Source organism: Sphingomonas sp. (genome assembly GCF_041661885.1).
Classification (GTDB): Bacteria; Pseudomonadota; Alphaproteobacteria; order Sphingomonadales; family Sphingomonadaceae; genus Sphingomonas.
Genome location: NZ_JBAZTL010000005.1, coordinates 126435 through 141439 on the forward strand (window position 1 = coordinate 126435; position 15005 = coordinate 141439).

The following is a 15005-nucleotide window of genomic DNA, read 5'->3' on the forward strand; positions in this document are numbered from 1 at the left end:
GTCACGTCTCTCTCCCCACTGACGGGCTATTGCCGCCTGCAGGGTGGTGTAGCGGTTTGCGCAAACGATTGCAATTTCCTCTTGCAAACGTTTGCGGAGGCGGTTTAGGAACCGTGCGAGCCGAATAAACGGCCATGCTGATTCAGGAGAGTGATATGTTGAAAGGGCGCACCCTATTTTTGGCGACGGCCGCTTTGACGGTCGGTGCGCCGGCCTTTGCCCAGCAAGCGTCGCCGCCGGCGGCGGACGCGCAGGTTGACAGCGATGCGCAGGCAAAGGACGACATCATCGTCACCGCGGTCGCGCGCGGGCAAAACCGGCTCGACAGCTCGGTCTCGGTCAGCTCGCTCAATAGCGACGCCATCGCCAGCGCGACGCCGCGCTCGGTTGCCGAATTGTTCCGCAGCTTGCCCGGCATTCGTTCGGAATCGTCGGGCGGCGAGGGCAATGCCAATATCGCGGTCCGTGGCTTACCGGTCGCATCGGGTGGTGCCAAGTTCTTGCAATTGCAGGAAGATGGCCTTCCCATTCTCGAATATGGCGATATCGCCTTCGGCAATACTGATATCTTTTTGCGCGCCGACTTCAACGTCGCGCGTGTCGAGGCGGTGCGCGGCGGTTCGGCTTCGACTTTCGCGTCCAATTCGCCGGGCGGTGTTATCAACCTCATCTCCAAGACCGGCGAGCAGGAGGGCGGTTCGATCCAGGGTACGGTTGGGCTCGATTACGGCGAGTACCGGATCGATGCCGACTATGGCGGCAAGTTGAACGACACGCTGCGTTTCAACGTCGGTGGCTTCTACCGCGTTGGCGAGGGGCCGCGTCGCGCCGGTTATGATGGCAATAAGGGCGGGCAAATCCGTGGCAACATCACCAAGACCTTCGACCGGGGCTTCTTCCGCCTGAACTTCAAATATCTCGACGATCGCGCGATCGCCTATTTGCCGAGCCCGGTGCGCGTTACCGGCAGCAACGCAAATCCGACCTACACCTCCCTGCCTGGCCTGAGCGCCAATAACGACACGATCCACAGCATTTATTTCACGCGGGCGGTGACGCTCGACGGTGCCAACAATCGCGAGGTTGACGACATTCGCGACGGTATTCATCCGATTGTGAAGGCGGTCGGCTTCGAAACCGAATTCGAAGTCGCCGATGGCTGGAAGGTCAGCGACAAATTCCGTTATTCGGATATTTCGGGTCGCTTCATCTCGCCCTTCCCGGCGACGGTCGATACCGCGCAGAATCTGGCTAATGCGATCGGTGGGCCAGGCGCGATCGTAACCTATGCCAACGGCCCAAGCGCCGGTCAGCTCTATGCCAACCCGACAACGTCGAACGCGATTGGCGTGGTGTTGTTCAACACCAAGCTCAACAGCCTTAACAACATCACCAACGATCTGCGCGTGAATCGTCGTTTCAACGCGGGCAGCGGGACGTTCGATTTTTCGGCCGGTTTCTACAAATCGCGCCAGACGATCAATATCGACTGGACGTGGTCGTCCTATCTGCTCGACGCGAAAGGCGACAATGCCGCGCTGCTGAACGTGCGGACAGCCGGCGGACAGTCGCGCACCGACAACGGCCTGGTGGCCTATGGTGCCTCCTATTTCGGCAATTGCTGTCGTCGTAGTTACAATGTCGATTATGACACCAACGCGCCATTTGCCTCGATCGGCTATACCGGCGGCGGGCTCAACGTCGACGCGAGCATTCGCTATGACACGGGCAGCGCGCGCGGCTTCGTGGTTGGCGATGGCCCGGCGACGAGCTTCGACGTCGATGGCAACGGGACGATCTCCTACCCCGAGACGCAGACCACGGTGCTCCCGCTCAACAGCCCACAGCCGGTCAATTACAATTTCCACTACACCTCTTACTCGTTCGGCGCGAATTACCGGTTGGCAAGCGACGTCTCGATTTTCGCACGCTATAGCCGGGGTGGTCGCGCCAATGCGGATCGCTTCCTGTTCAACCCCAACAATGTCAGCCCGACTTCGGGGCGGCTCCAGCCGGGCGCGCGACCGGTCGATTTCGTGCGGCAGGCCGAAGCCGGTGTGAAATATAGCCATGCGGGCCTGAACCTGTACGGCACCGCCTTCTGGGCGAGGACGGCCGAACAGAATTTCGAGGCAACCAGCCAGACGTTCTTCGACCGTACCTACCGTGCTTATGGCCTCGAGCTTGAGGGTAGCTATCGCATCGGCGGGTTCAGCCTGGCGGCCAACGGAACCTTCACCAAGGCGAAGATCGTTAGCGACAACGTTACCCCCGCCGTTGTCGGCAATCGACCCCGGCGCCAGGCCGAGTTTGTGTACAAGGTGACGCCGCAATATACGACGGGTCTGTTCACGCTTGGTGCCAGCGCAATCGGCACGACGTCGAGCTATACGCAGGATAGCAACCAGTTGAAGCTGCCGGGCTTCACGCAGGTCAACGCGTTCCTCAGCGTGCGTCCGGTCAATCGGGTGCAGGTCTCGATCAACGCGAACAATCTGTTCAACACCAAGGGCTTTACCGAGGCTGAAGAAGCAGCGATCCCGGCCAACGGCATCGTTCGCGCGCGCTCGATCAACGGGCGTACCGTGTCCGCTGCGGTCAAGCTCGATTTCTGAGCGAACCGGCCCGGGCGTGGCGCGCGCCCGGGCTATTTGTACGATTAGTCAATGAGTGGTGCCGAATGACGACTATCTGGTCCCGCGATGCGGTTGCCTCCATCGCGCTCCAGCCTGTTCCGCAGGTGCCGCTCATCGACGGAAATGGCGTGTCGCCGATCCTGCCCGGTTACGATTTGTGGGATTATTGGCCGGTGCAGGAACGCGATGGCCGCACGGCGGACATTGCCGGGGGGGCATTGCAGATGTTGCTGTCTGCCCCGGTTCTGCCCGATCCCGAATCGCGTCACGCACTCGCCCGAATCCGCCTGATGCACGAGACTCCGCATGGATGGCGGGATCTGGGCTATCTGCTTCCCGATGGCTTCGCACCGGGCAGTCGCGAATGGTCGGGTTCGGCGATCGTGACGCCCGATCATGACCGGGTAACGCTGTATTTCACGGCGGCTGGGCACCGTGGCGAAGCTGAACCGAGTTTTGACCAACGTCTGTTTGAAACCAGCGCGGTGCTGTCGATCGACGCAGGCGTCCCGCGCCTGTCGGATTGGACGAACCCGGTCGAATCGGTCGTGGCTGATGGTGAGATCTACACATGTGACATGACCGGTGGCGGCGGCATTGGCACGATCAAGGCGTTCCGCGATCCGGCGTGGTTTTGCGATCCGGCGGATGGCGCGGAGTATCTCGTTTTTGCCGCGTCGCTCGCCCAATCGACGTCACCGTGGAACGGCGCCATCGCGGTGGCGCGGCGCGAACAGGGTGCATGGGTGTTGCATCCGCCGTTAATCACCGCTGATGGCCTTAATAACGAGCTCGAACGCCCGCACATCGTCCATCACCGCAATCGCTATTATTGTTTCTGGGTAACCCAGCGCAAAGTGTTTGCAAGTGACGGTCCATCGGGGCCGACGGGCCTGTACGGGATGGTTGCTGACCAGCTCACCGGGCCGTGGAGTGCGCTCAATGGTAGCGGGCTGGTGTGCGGCAATCCGCCCGAAGCGCCGATCCAGGCCTATAGCTGGCTGGTGCTCGGCGAGCTTAGCGTATTGAGCTTTGTCGATCGACCGGGCCTGACCGCAAACCCGCTCGACCCCGAAGAGGCGCGGCGGCACTTTGGCGGCACGCCTGCGACACCCTTCCGCCTCCTGCTCGACGCAGACCGTGCGACGGTCGTGTAACGTAGTTGGTTCGGAAATGGGGCTGGCCGCACGATCTGCGGAAAACTGGTGCACCCGACTGGATTTCAATCGGTAACGTTGCCTCCGTTAGGCGAAGGCCACAAGCTTCAATGTGGGCAGAAAACCCCTCATAAACAGAATAATAGTGTCCGGTTCGAATTCGCTTTCGAACTTGGGTAGGTATTGGGTAGGCGAAGCCCGATTTTACTACCACCGATCAACCCGCTACAGAGGGTTAACGGGGGCGAACACGTATGGCGTTGAAGATTGTCGAATTCTTCGGATACGAACCCTACCAATCCGAAGCCGCGCCCTTCGTCGCGAACAAGCAATGCCCATTTACGAACGGCGACTGTATCAAGCCGAACCACGGGGCTTGCTCGGTCAAGCTAGTCAGCACCGGCTCTATCATCTGTTGCCCGAACCGGCTCTATGCGGACGAATATCGGGCGCTTACCGACGTCGGGCACGAAGTCTTCGGCGCGGGCACCGAACTGATAACCGCAAACGAAGCGCGCGTTCGTAAGGCGCAAGGAACTCTAGCCGAAAAACAGGCCGTTCTGTTCGGGAAGCGTTGGGGTGGCGAACTTCCATTGCCGCGCCCGCCGCGCGCCGATGGCGGTAAGGCGGGTAGTTACTATGTCGATTGGATCGTCGCGAAAATCGATCAGAACGGCGAGTTGCTGGAATTTACCGCGCTCGAAGTCCAAACGATCGACACCACCGGCAACTATAGCGATCAAGCGCAAGCGTATTTTGCGGACGAACCATTCCCCGGCATGGGAGGGCGCGGATATAGCGATGCCAGTATGAATTGGGAAAACGTGAATAAGAGAATCTTGCCGCAATTGATCTACAAAGGCCATGTTCTTCGGCGCGAATCGAAGTGTAGTAAGGGGCTATCTTCATTTGCCCGCACTCGGTCTATCAGAAGATCATGGACCGGCTAGGTAACCATCTGCACGCATACCCGATCGGCAACGGGACAATCACGTTCCGCAGCTACGGAGTTGGCGACGTTGACCCCACCACGCACCAAAGGCCGCTGCTGTTCGATTCGCAGTTCACCACCACAATCGATCAGGTCGCAACCGCCTTCACGTCGCCGATGAACCTACCGCAGCAGGACGTATATGCAGCGGCAATCGCCGCCGCACTCCGCTAAGCCGCTTTACGAACTCGCTCGCGACCGAACTGAAGAGCAAGCCCAAGCTGACGTCCAAGAATAGGTGGGACCGCATTGCCGACCTGAACGAATTGATCGGTCTGACTGCCTTCGAACACAAACCAGTCGGGGAACGATTGAAAGCGCGCCGCTTCCCGAACCGTAAGCGAACGGTTCTGCTCGGGATGAATGTAGGCACCCCAATGAATGTCGCACTTCGTTAGGATCGTCGAAGACTGTCGATCCCATTGCAACCGGCCATAGCGTTTTGTGTGATCGCAGCGCCGCGCCGCTTGCATCCCACGGGGGAGCAAATCGACCGGCACGTCACGCCAGCTTCCCCCTTGTGGGATATGCTTCATGCGCTGCATATTGATGTTCGCCAGACGCGGGGCAGCGTGATTGAAAACGCCATTTGAGCCTTCGCGCAATTCGACCTGATATTCGGTTCGCGGTTCGGACGTGTAATCACGACCGATCGCTGCTTCACCATTGTGCAAAACGGGCAAATCCGAAATGGCATCATAGACCGTTACGAGCGGCTTCAGGCCGGGGCCGTGCGTAGGTTCGGGCCACACGATCGGTTCGCCAGTGCGATTGCCCATGAACACGAACCGGCGACGCTCTTGCGGCACGCCATATTCTTCGGCTCGCAACACACGCCATTCGATCCGATAGCCCAAGCTCGTGAAGCCATCGACGATTGCTCGCAACGCAGCGCCGTTTCCTGCGGACGTAATTCCGGTCACGTTTTCCATGACAACCCAACGAGGCATCAAGCCTTCGACGATGCGCAGATATTCGCGAAAGAGCGTGGACCGGGCATCGTTCATGCCGCGCTTGTGATTATAGACGCTGTAGGCTTGGCAGGGTGGCCCGCCCGTCAACACGTCGAGTTCGCCTACCCGAAGGCGCGCAGCGCGTAGAAAGTCGTCAACCAATAAATCCTGAATCGGTCCGCCTAGAAACTTCGCGTCGCGGTGCGTTCGTTCGAACGTCGCGCCCGCCGCTTCGTTGAAATCGCTACCCGCGAGAACATCGAAACCGGCTTGCCGCAAGCCTTCGGACAATCCACCGGCTCCGCAGAACAGGTCGATCGCGGTCAATTCACGCCGCATCATTTGCCACCCCCTTTTTGCCGAGCGGCAACGCGCCCTGTGGGCTTGCGTTGCGCTCTAGATATTCGATGATCGCCTGACGTGCCACCCACGAACATGACAAGTGGTTTCGATCTGCAAAATCCTGAAGCGTGCTCGCTTCCTGATGGCTTAACCCAACAGACACGCGAGGGTTCTTCGTGGGCAAATTCGGCCTCATTTGCATCGAACATTCCGCCTGTATTCTAGTTCCTTTGGTGCTGCAAGGTGCCGCATCTAGCAGCACCTTCGCCGCGAATCAGCGTTATTCTATATATGTTCCACAGGAACAAAATGCAAACACATGCTGACGCGCCGGCGCGACCGCCAGCGGGCTGCACCCCACTCATGATCTGCCCGAACGCGCGAAGGCGGGCTGAAATGTGGTCTAAGTCCCTGAAAACGTTGGTGCACCCGACTGGATTCGAACCAGTGGCCTCTGCCTTCGGAGGGCAGCGCTCTATCCAGCTGAGCTACGGGTGCCTGATCTTCCGCCTAGCAAAGCCGATCGCGCTGCGCCAGTCCCTACCTGCGCACCAGCGTCACCGGTTGAAATTCGCCGAGACCGCAGCTCGCGCCCGGCGACAGGTTGGGGCTGGAATGCAGCACGGTGATGATGTCGGTCGAGCATAATTGGCTGAGACTCGTCGCATAGCTGAAGCGCTCTTCGAAGCCGAGGCTCGGGCACGCGTTCGGCAGTGTGTTGCGATACACTTTCCTGCCGCTCATGATGAAATCGATGGTGCGGTCGCCGTGGACTTGCGTCTGCTGGATTTGGCGAAGCGGGATGCAGCTTTGCGGCTTGCCCGCAGGCGTGGCGGGGGGAATCTCGGAGCGGTCCCGGGCTGCGCCGGGCGCGGCGATGGCGGCGAAGGTGAGGGCGGCTAGCAACAGGCGCATGTCACGTCTCCTTGGGCACGGCACGCTTTGGCACCGCAGTCTTGGGCTTGAACGCACACAGGTCGCTGACGATGCACCGCCAGCATTCGGGGGTTCGCGCTTTGCAGATATATCGACCGTGCAGGATTAACCAGTGATGAGCGTGCAGCCGAAACGGTTGTGGCGTAGCCTTGTCGAGCTTCAACTCAACCGCCAGCGGCGTTTTGCCACGCGCCAGACCGGTACGGTTCCCCACCCGGAAGATATGGGTGTCGACCGCGAAGGTTTCGGCACCAAAGGCGACGTTCATCACGACATTGGCGGTCTTGCGCCCGACACCGGGCAGCGTCTCCAGCGCGTCGCGGTCGGCGGGCACCTCGCCGCCATAGGCATCGATCAGGCGTTGCGACAGCGCGATCACATTCTTGGCCTTGGTGTTGAACAGGCCGATCGTCTTGATATGCTCCTTCAGCCCGTCCTCACCGAGCGCGACCATTTTGGCGGGCGTTTTGACCTGTTCGAACAGGCGTTGGGTCGCCTTGTTGACGCCGATGTCGGTCGCTTGCGCCGATAGCGCGACCGCAACGACAAGCTGGAAGGGATTGCCTGCCTCCAGCTCGGTTTCCGGATGCGGGTTGTCCGCCGCCAGCCGGGCATAAAAATCGATAATGTCCGCCTTTTTCAAACGCCCAGCACCTGATCCATGCTGTAACGGCCAGCGGGCTTATCGGCGAGCCACAGCGCCGCCGTGATCGCGCCGCGCGCGAAAATCGCCCGATTTTCCGCGCGGTGGCCAATCTCGATCCGCTCGCCCTCATTGGCGAAAATGACGAGGTGGTCGCCCGCGACCGAGCCCCCGCGCAGGCTGGCGAAACCGATCGTCCCTTCGGAGCGGGCCCCGGTCAACCCGGCGCGATCCGACACGCGTGCTTCGGCCAGCGTTATGCCGCGCCCCGCCGCCGCCGCTTCCCCCAGCAGGAGCGCGGTGCCCGACGGCGCATCGACCTTGTGGCGATGGTGCATCTCGGCGATTTCAATGTCCCAGTCGGGCCCCAGCCGGGCGGCGGCGTCGCGCACCAATTTGGCGAGTAGGGTGACGCCGAGCGAGACGTTGCCGGTCTGCAGCACGGCGATTTCGCTGGCGGCGGCATCGATCAGTGCGTGATGCGTCGGCGCAAGGCCGGTGGTGCCGATCAGGATCGGTGTGCGTGCCATTCGCGCCGCGGCCAGCGTCCGTTCGAGCGCGGCAGGGGTGGAGAAATCGACCAGCACACCGGCATCCCGCGCCAGCGCTACGGGATCCCCCCCGGCATCGATTCCGCCGGCCAGTGTCGCGCCCAGGTCCGGCACGGCGGCGGCGAGTGCCTGGCCCATCCGGCCTGCGCTGCCGATAATCCCGATCGCGGTCATCGCACCTCTCCCGATTTGCTGCGTGGCGGCTCTACCGAAGCCGCGCGCGAGACGCCATGCGGGAATTTGCCGAATTGGTCATCAAAACGGTGCCGATATGCGCTGCCCCGCCTCAGAACCGGTAGCTTATCCAGCCCGCGAGAAAGTGCGAATCGCCATAGCCGAGCCGGTCAAGGATCGCGCCGGGCACGAAATATTCGTAGCGACCGACAATCGACACGCGCCGCGTCATTTTCCACGTGGCTTGCAACCGAAGCGCATCGCCGACGTCGCGTCCGGGCACGGTTTCGCTGCCGGCATAAGCGGTGCCGAGACCGCGATAGACGGCGTCGTGTGGGCTGACGCGCCAACTGTGCTGAAACTCGGTGAGGACATCGAGTTTCCTGGATGGCGAGATCGTAAAGTTGGGCGATACCTGGAACAGGTTCGTGAAGTTGAGCGCGCCCTGATAGCTATAGGCGATCGTCCCGGCGAAGGGCGCCTTCGCGGTACGCAGCGTGCCCTTGCCAAAGCTGCCTCCTCCATCGCCAAAGTCGAAATGGATACCGATCTTGGGCTTCCAGTGCTTGGGATCGAGGACATAGGTTTGTGCGATGAACGCATTCCACGCACTGATGTCGCGCCCGTTGAACGATCCATCCTGATGGTCGATCGTCCAGTCGAGCGCCAGCCGGTCGAAATTGCCCCACAGACGCGCGCCGTAATAATAGCGGATTTCACGCGCCGTCACGCTTCCCCATTTCAGCGCATTGTTGCGCTCGCGCCAGATGAACGGGTCGAGGAACAGTTTGCGCGTTGCGGCATTGGCGAACACCATGCCGAGCGTGGCGCCTGAAAAGCGCGTCCCGTCATCGGCGTGGTCATCGCCCAGGCCCTTCACCCCCAGGGCAACCTTCTTGAAATCGAACAGATCGGCGCGGATGCTGCTGCTTTGTGCCCAACCGCGAATCCCCTGAACCGAGGTGTGGATGGTGTTGTTGTCGATCTGCGACACCAGATTGACCGAGCCGTCGGTAAATTGCTGGCGGCCATAGCGCACACCCACCCCATAATTGCCGACCGCGCCGCTGACTTCGGCAAAGAATTGCTGAGCGACCAGCGCATCGCGCGATTTGGGCAACGGAGTCCCGTAATTATGCCCACTCAGGCCGCCGTGGCCGAGTTCGCCGTAAAAGCGGATTGGCCCGATATGCAGGTCGGCACCGCCGACCACGCGCGTCTGCTCTTCGAGACGGTATCCGGCATTCAGCAGGCCGGGGTCGCTGTAATCGTTGATGCGCAGCCGGATTTCGCCCGACAGGGTTACGTAGATATCACCCCGGGAGTCGATCGGGATGTATTTTAGCCGGTCGATCCAGTCCTTGCGTTTCGCAGGGTCGCGCAGGCCTCTCCAGTCCTCGGCCCAGCGGGACAGGGTGTAACCGCCAAGCGTGATGGCCTGGCCATCCGCCTGCTGCGGATAGATGCGGTGTGCGCGGGTGGCGGGCCGTGCTGGCGGCGGGGGGAGCTTGGCTTCGGTGGGCTCGCGCGGCGGAGTCGGCAGAACGCCATCGGAAGCAGATGTGTCGGCGTCGGTTCCGGTCGGCGGCAAAATGCTTGCCGCAGACGCGGGCGGCAGAGAGGCGGTGTTCGGTGCTGCGGGGAGGACGATGAGCGGGAGCGCCGAAAGATTAAGGGCAAAAGGGGGGCAGAAGATAAGCATGATGACCCTCGATCTTGGTACCAGGCTCCGCCCCAGCCCGCGCGGGCGCGTTGTGGCGAGACGTATTGCTCGGACGTGGCCCCAGCCGTCACGGTTACTGGCTCGCCCCCCCTTGCGGTGGCGGCGGACGTATGTTGCTCCATCAAGGCCATTCGAATTTCCGATCGACCCTTTGGTTATTGTAGGGTGACCGGCTCGGATGGTGTGATGAGTTCCGGATGTTTTGTGGAAATCAGCCAGGCGGTAAGCGCAATTCTGAACCATTTCTTGGAGTGGATCGGAACGGACCAATGGCAAATGGCGATCGGCAATGCCGGGTTGGGCGTGGCGCGCGGTGAAATATCCGGATATCCTCCGCCGTGATGCCCAACCCGCACAACATCGTTATTCTCACCGGCGCAGGTGTGTCCGCGGAAAGCGGTATTGCCACTTTTCGCGGGCCGGGTGGTTTGTGGGAGGGACACCGCGTCGAGGAGGTCTGCACGCCGCAAGCGCTCGCGCGCGATCCCGTGCTGGTGCATCGCTTTTACGATGCGCGGCGCGCGGCCCTGGCAACGGTCGCGCCCAATCCGGCGCATCTCGCGCTCGCGCGGCTTGATGCCGCCTGGCCGGGCGCGCTGCTGATCGTGACGCAGAATGTCGACGATCTGCATGAACGCGCAGGCGCGCGGCGCTTGCTGCACATGCACGGCGAATTGCAGTCGGCATTGTGCGCCGCATGTGGAACGCGCGCCGCATGGACGGCGGCGTTGCCGCAGACGGCGGTTTGCAGCGGATGCGGAACTGCGGCTCTGCGCCCCGACATCGTGTTCTTCGGCGAAATGCCCTATGCGATGGACCGGATCGAGCGCGCGCTGGGCGAGGCTGACCTGTTCGTTTCGATCGGGACGTCAGGCGCGGTGTATCCGGCTGCCGGTTTCGTACAAAGCGCGCGCTATGCCGGCGCGCGCACGCTGGAGCTGAATCTCGAACGGTCGGCGGGCAGCGGTTATTTTCACGAGACGCGGCTGGGCCCGGCGGGCGAATTGGTGCCAGTCTGGGTGGACGAACTGCTGGCAACCATTTCCTGAACGATCAACCCGGCGCGAACCCGTCCTCGGCATCGGTCACGCCTAGCCGGGGACGACGATCGACCCGCAATTCAAACACGTCGGGCCGTGCATAATGGCCATCGGTGTCGAGGGCGGTCAGCCCGCGCCCGATGGCATCGAGATCGAGATCGGCGATCAACAGGTCAGGATCGGCGCCGGTTTCGGCCAAAATCGTCCCGTCAGGGGCGATGATGCAGCTCCCGCCCGATTGCAGTTCGGTATCCGCGATGCCCAGGATCAGGTCGCGCGCATCGGCATTGCCGCCGACCCGGTCGAGCCCGTCGAGCAAGTCGCGCCGGTGCTGGACAAGGCCAGCCGCAAGCACGAAGCAGCGCCCCTCAAACGCATAATGTTGCGAGGCGACGCGGTACATCGGCCGCACGGTCGGCCACGCGGCGATATGCACCGCTTCGCCTGCATGGTGCATCGCCGCCCGCGTGAGTGGCATCCAATGCTCCCAGCAAATCAACGATCCGACCTTGCCCCACGGCGCCTCGTGTACATTGAGCGTCGAGCCGTCGCCCCGGCCCCAGATCATGCGTTCGCCATGCGTTGGCACCAGCTTGCGGTGGAGCAGCGGCGGCAAGCCGGGGCGGAAGAGATATTGGGTGTTGGTCAGGCTGGAGCGCACCCGTTCGTGTGCGCCGACGGAAACGAGGATATTGGCCTCGTCGACGAGTTGCTGCAGCGGCGCAAGGCGCGGATCGTTGGGGCGCAGCGCCTGATCGAGCAGGATCGCGTGCAGGGCCTGCGTCCCGCGATGATCCCACAGCGCCGCATTCGGGGCCTCATCCAGCCAGATGGGATAGCCACCGAGAAAACTCTCGCCGAACGCAACCAACTGCGCACCGATATCGGCGGCGTCGGCGACATGATCGAGCAGCGCGGTGATACCGTCGCTGATCGCCAGCGGAATGGGTGCAGCCTGTACCAGCGCGGCCTTCACGATCTTGCTCATTCTACCCAGTCCAATCCCATTTCGCGATAGACGTCGCGTTCATCGTCCCAGCCGGGGCGTACCTTTACGTGCAGATAGAGGTGGACCGGACGGCCCATGATTTCGCTCAGCTCGGCCCGCGCGCGCGCGCCGATTTCCTTGATGCGTGCGCCGCCTTTGCCCAGCACGATCGCGCGTTGCGTCGGGCGCTCGACCAGGATCTGTTGATGAATTTCGACCGAGCCGTCCTCGCGCTCCTTATACTGTTCGGTCTCGATCGCCGAGGCATAGGGCAACTCGGCGTGGAGCTGGAGATAGAGCTGTTCGCGCGTCACCTCGGAAGCAAGGCTGCGTTCGCTTGCGTCGGATACTTGATCCTCGGGGAAGTGCCACGGTCCCTCTGGCATCGCCTTGGCGAGATGCGCCTTCAGTTCGCTCAGGCCATCGCCGGTCGCCGCGCTGACGAAGAAGGTTTCGGCGAAATCGACCATATTGGTCAATTTCTCGGCGTGCAGCAGTAGCTTGCCCTTGTCGGCCAGATCGACCTTGTTGAGGATGAGATATTTGGGTTCGCGGCGGTCCTTGATCGCCTCGGCAATGTCGGTGACCTTCGCGCCGAGCCCGCCCTTGGCATCGACCACCAGCGCCAGCACATCGGCACCCTCGGTGCCGCCCCAGGCCGCCTGCACCATCGCCCGGTCGAGCCGCCGCTTGGGCTCAAAGATGCCGGGCGTGTCGACCAACAAGAGTTGCGTCTCGCCCTCGATGGCGACACCCATCAGCCGCACGCGCGTGGTCTGCGCCTTGGGGCTGACGATCGCGACCTTCTGCCCGACCAGCGCATTGACCAAGGTGGATTTGCCCGCATTGGGCGCGCCGAGAATGGCGACAAGGCCGCAATGTTGGGGGGTGGGGTCAGTCATTGGTAAACGTACTTTCTTCCGTTCGCCCTGAGCTTGTCGAAGGGCTGCTCGCATCTTGGCGATTCCGTGCCAGTAAGCAAAGCCGTTCCCAATCGCCAGCGATCAGTGCCTGTTTCTTGGCGCGGCTCCACCCCTTGATCTGGCACTCTGCCTCCAGCGCTTCGAGGCGAGAGGGGAAGTCCTGGCTCCATAGCAGGGTCACCGGGCGGCGGGTTTGCGTGTAGCCGGGAATCTGGCCGGACTGATGCTGGCCGATGCGGTGCTCGAGCGCGTCAGTATGGCCGGAGTAGAAGCTACCGTCGGAACAGCGCAGGAGATAGGCCCAGAACGCCATTTGTCAGCCTTGCCCGTGTTGAACGGTGCCCTTCGACAGGCTCAGGGCGAACGGTATTGGAGATGTGCTCACCTTATACCCGTTCGCCCTGAGCTTGTCGAAGGGCTTGGCGCGCGCTTAGCGCAATTTTGCGAGCAACGCCGCCGCCGCCGCCGTTTCCGCTTCCTGCTTCGAGCTGCCCTCAGCCTCCGCTTCGGCGAAGGTGCCGAGTGTGGCCTTTACGCGGAAGCGCGGGGCGTGGTGCGGGCCCGAGCGTTCGACCACGTCATAAGCGGGCGTCTTGCGGTTGTGCGCGGCGGCCCATTCCTGCAGCGCGGATTTGGGGTGTTGCGGGGCGGCGATCTGGCGGCTGGGGCGGTCGGCCCAGACCTTGCGGATCGCGCGCCGCGCCCCGTCCAGCCCGGCTTCGAGATACAGCGCGCCGATCAGCGCCTCCATCACGTCGCCCAGCACATTGTCGCTGTCGGAGGCTCCATCGTCGCGCGCTTGCTTGCCGAGGCGCAGTTGCGCGGCGACGCCAAGGCCGCGCGCGACATCGGCGCAAACCGCACCCGTCACCAGCGCATTCAGCCGCTTGGACAGCGCGCCTTCGGGCTCGCCCGGGAACAGTTCGAACAACCATTCCGCCATCACCAGACCGAGCACGCGGTCCCCCAGAAATTCGAGCCGCTCGTAATTGGCCGCCGCCTGGCTGCCATGCGTCAGCGCGCGTTCGAACGGTGCAAGGTCAAGGGGCGCATGGCCGAGCGTCACGGTCAGCCAGTCGTGCAGCGCGCTCGTCAAAAACCCGCCCCGATCCGGTTCCAGCGTGCCGCCGAAAACCACGTCCACGGCAAGAACCAATTGGCCGAGCCATCGGTCGAGAAGAACGACACGACCGCTTTGCCCTCGACGCGCTCCATCGGCACCATGCCCATGCCTTCGGGCGGATCGAAGCGGCTGTCGCCGCTGTCGTCGCGATTGTCGCCCATTACGAAGATATGGCCAGCGGGCACGGCATAGACGCCGGTCTCATCGGCATTGGGCTGCTCGCCCCGGTCGAGCACAGTGTAGCTTTTGCCGTTTGGCAGCGTCTCGCGGAATTGCTGGTAACGACAGATCGGGGTGCCGTTCACGCTGTCCTCGAACTCGCTCGGGCATTCGCTGCCGCCGGGATAATTGGGGGTGAGCGGGATGGTGAAATCGGCGATGCGGACCTTGGGCACCGGCGTGCCGTTGAGAATCACCTGGCCGTGGCGCATCTGGATCGTGTCGCCGGGCAGGCCGATTACGCGCTTGATGACATCGTGATCCTCTCCGGGGGGACCACGAAACACCACGACATCGCCGCGTGCCGGATCGCGCCCAAGGATACGGCCCGGGATCAGCGGCAGCCCCCACGGCAGCGACCAGCGCGAATAGCCGTAATTCCATTTCGACACGAACAGATAGTCGCCGATGTACAAGCGCGGCAGCATCGATTGCGACGGGATGCTGAACGGGGCGAACACGAAGCTGCGGAACACGAATACGATCACCGCAAGCTTCAGCAGGAAGACGAGCGTCTCGCGCGTTTCGGATGTGCGGGCGGGGGAAATGGGATCAGCCATGCGCGCGGTTTGGTGCGGCTCCGGTGTCGCGTCAAGCTGGCGGTTG

At 62.3% G+C, this 15005-nt stretch carries 15 protein-coding genes and 1 tRNA gene; 5 read left to right on the top strand and 11 right to left on the bottom strand.

Annotated elements, in window-relative coordinates:
* The first annotated feature begins 155 nt into the window (after positions 1-155).
* From WC704_RS11240 to WC704_RS11255, 4 genes are all read left to right on the top strand, one after another.
* Positions 156-2615 carry a TonB-dependent receptor domain-containing protein gene (locus WC704_RS11240; protein ID WP_372890010.1) on the top strand — a complete coding sequence of 820 codons (2460 nt, stop codon included), beginning with the start codon at positions 156-158 and terminating at the stop codon, positions 2613-2615.
* 65 nt (positions 2616-2680) lie between these two features.
* Positions 2681-3793, top strand: coding sequence for a glycoside hydrolase family 68 protein (locus WC704_RS11245; protein ID WP_372890011.1), 1113 nt, complete (start codon positions 2681-2683; stop codon positions 3791-3793).
* Between the two features lie 254 nt (positions 3794-4047).
* Positions 4048-4743 (top strand): NotI family restriction endonuclease, encoded by a 696-nt coding sequence (locus WC704_RS11250; RefSeq protein ID WP_372890012.1) that lies wholly within the window; start codon positions 4048-4050, stop codon positions 4741-4743.
* Positions 4731-4958, top strand: coding sequence for a hypothetical protein (locus WC704_RS11255; RefSeq protein WP_372890013.1), 228 nt, complete (start codon positions 4731-4733; stop codon positions 4956-4958). Before WC704_RS11250 ends, WC704_RS11255 begins: the two co-directional genes overlap by 13 nt.
* Here WC704_RS11255 and WC704_RS11260 read toward each other — a convergent pair.
* The 6 genes from WC704_RS11260 to WC704_RS11285 form a co-directional block, all read right to left on the bottom strand.
* Positions 4955-6064 (bottom strand): DNA cytosine methyltransferase, encoded by a 1110-nt coding sequence (locus WC704_RS11260; protein ID WP_372890014.1) that lies wholly within the window; start codon positions 6062-6064, stop codon positions 4955-4957. The two genes, WC704_RS11255 and WC704_RS11260, sit on opposite strands and share 4 nt — an antisense overlap.
* A gap of 436 nt (positions 6065-6500) precedes the next feature.
* Positions 6501-6577 (bottom strand) — tRNA-Arg (locus WC704_RS11265).
* A gap of 42 nt (positions 6578-6619) precedes the next feature.
* Positions 6620-6994, bottom strand: a complete 375-nt coding sequence (locus WC704_RS11270; RefSeq protein WP_372890015.1) for a hypothetical protein — start codon at positions 6992-6994, stop codon at positions 6620-6622.
* A 1-nt stretch (position 6995) separates the two neighbouring features.
* Positions 6996-7658, bottom strand: a complete 663-nt coding sequence (gene nth, locus WC704_RS11275) for an endonuclease III (RefSeq protein ID WP_372890016.1) — start codon at positions 7656-7658, stop codon at positions 6996-6998.
* The gene (gene dapB / locus WC704_RS11280) at positions 7655-8383 is read right to left on the bottom strand and encodes a 4-hydroxy-tetrahydrodipicolinate reductase (protein ID WP_372890017.1); all 729 of its coding nucleotides are present in this window, start codon (positions 8381-8383) and stop codon (positions 7655-7657) included. Before dapB ends, nth begins: the two co-directional genes overlap by 4 nt.
* 112 nt (positions 8384-8495) lie before the next feature.
* Positions 8496-10085, bottom strand: a complete 1590-nt coding sequence (locus tag WC704_RS11285; RefSeq protein WP_372890018.1) for an alginate export family protein — start codon at positions 10083-10085, stop codon at positions 8496-8498.
* 362 nt (positions 10086-10447) lie between these two features.
* Between WC704_RS11285 and WC704_RS11290 the strand changes: the two genes are divergently transcribed.
* The gene (locus WC704_RS11290; protein WP_372890221.1) at positions 10448-11155 is read left to right on the top strand and encodes an NAD-dependent deacylase; all 708 of its coding nucleotides are present in this window, start codon (positions 10448-10450) and stop codon (positions 11153-11155) included.
* Between the two features lie 4 nt (positions 11156-11159).
* Here the strand turns inward: WC704_RS11290 and WC704_RS11295 are convergent, their stop codons facing one another.
* The 5 genes from WC704_RS11295 to lepB all read right to left on the bottom strand — a co-directional run bounded on the left by WC704_RS11295 (position 11160) and on the right by lepB (position 14959).
* Positions 11160-12134 (bottom strand): nitrilase-related carbon-nitrogen hydrolase, encoded by a 975-nt coding sequence (locus WC704_RS11295; RefSeq protein ID WP_372890019.1) that lies wholly within the window; start codon positions 12132-12134, stop codon positions 11160-11162.
* Positions 12131-13036, bottom strand: a complete 906-nt coding sequence (gene era / locus WC704_RS11300; protein ID WP_372890020.1) for a GTPase Era — start codon at positions 13034-13036, stop codon at positions 12131-12133. The genes WC704_RS11295 and era overlap by 4 nt, the downstream gene beginning before the upstream one ends.
* Positions 13029-13370: a GIY-YIG nuclease family protein gene (locus tag WC704_RS11305; RefSeq protein WP_372890021.1), complete on the bottom strand. Its 342-nt coding sequence runs from the start codon at positions 13368-13370 to the stop codon at positions 13029-13031. The genes era and WC704_RS11305 overlap by 8 nt, the downstream gene beginning before the upstream one ends.
* A 117-nt stretch (positions 13371-13487) precedes the next feature.
* The gene (gene rnc, locus WC704_RS11310) at positions 13488-14153 is read right to left on the bottom strand and encodes a ribonuclease III (RefSeq protein WP_372890022.1); all 666 of its coding nucleotides are present in this window, start codon (positions 14151-14153) and stop codon (positions 13488-13490) included.
* Positions 14150-14959 carry a signal peptidase I gene (lepB, locus tag WC704_RS11315; RefSeq protein ID WP_372890023.1) on the bottom strand — a complete coding sequence of 270 codons (810 nt, stop codon included), beginning with the start codon at positions 14957-14959 and terminating at the stop codon, positions 14150-14152. The genes rnc and lepB overlap by 4 nt, the downstream gene beginning before the upstream one ends.
* Positions 14960-15005 lie beyond the last annotated feature (46 nt).

What these genes read in the sequence shown, in the direction of transcription:
- WC704_RS11240 (WP_372890010.1), top strand. Translation starts at nt 156, where the DNA reads ATGTTGAAAGGGCGCACCCTATTTTTGGCGACGGCCGCTTTGACGGTC.
- WC704_RS11245 (WP_372890011.1), top strand. Translation starts at nt 2,681, where the DNA reads ATGACGACTATCTGGTCCCGCGATGCGGTTGCCTCCATCGCGCTCCAG.
- WC704_RS11250 (WP_372890012.1), top strand. Translation starts at nt 4,048, where the DNA reads ATGGCGTTGAAGATTGTCGAATTCTTCGGATACGAACCCTACCAATCC.
- WC704_RS11255 (WP_372890013.1), top strand. Translation starts at nt 4,731, where the DNA reads ATGGACCGGCTAGGTAACCATCTGCACGCATACCCGATCGGCAACGGG.
- WC704_RS11270 (WP_372890015.1), bottom strand. Translation starts at nt 6,994, where the DNA reads ATGCGCCTGTTGCTAGCCGCCCTCACCTTCGCCGCCATCGCCGCGCCC.
- dapB (WP_372890017.1), bottom strand. Translation starts at nt 8,383, where the DNA reads ATGACCGCGATCGGGATTATCGGCAGCGCAGGCCGGATGGGCCAGGCA.
- WC704_RS11285 (WP_372890018.1), bottom strand. Translation starts at nt 10,085, where the DNA reads ATGCTTATCTTCTGCCCCCCTTTTGCCCTTAATCTTTCGGCGCTCCCG.
- WC704_RS11290 (WP_372890221.1), top strand. Translation starts at nt 10,448, where the DNA reads ATGCCCAACCCGCACAACATCGTTATTCTCACCGGCGCAGGTGTGTCC.
- WC704_RS11295 (WP_372890019.1), bottom strand. Translation starts at nt 12,134, where the DNA reads ATGAGCAAGATCGTGAAGGCCGCGCTGGTACAGGCTGCACCCATTCCG.
- era (WP_372890020.1), bottom strand. Translation starts at nt 13,036, where the DNA reads ATGACTGACCCCACCCCCCAACATTGCGGCCTTGTCGCCATTCTCGGC.
- WC704_RS11305 (WP_372890021.1), bottom strand. Translation starts at nt 13,370, where the DNA reads ATGGCGTTCTGGGCCTATCTCCTGCGCTGTTCCGACGGTAGCTTCTAC.
- lepB (WP_372890023.1), bottom strand. Translation starts at nt 14,959, where the DNA reads ATGGCTGATCCCATTTCCCCCGCCCGCACATCCGAAACGCGCGAGACG.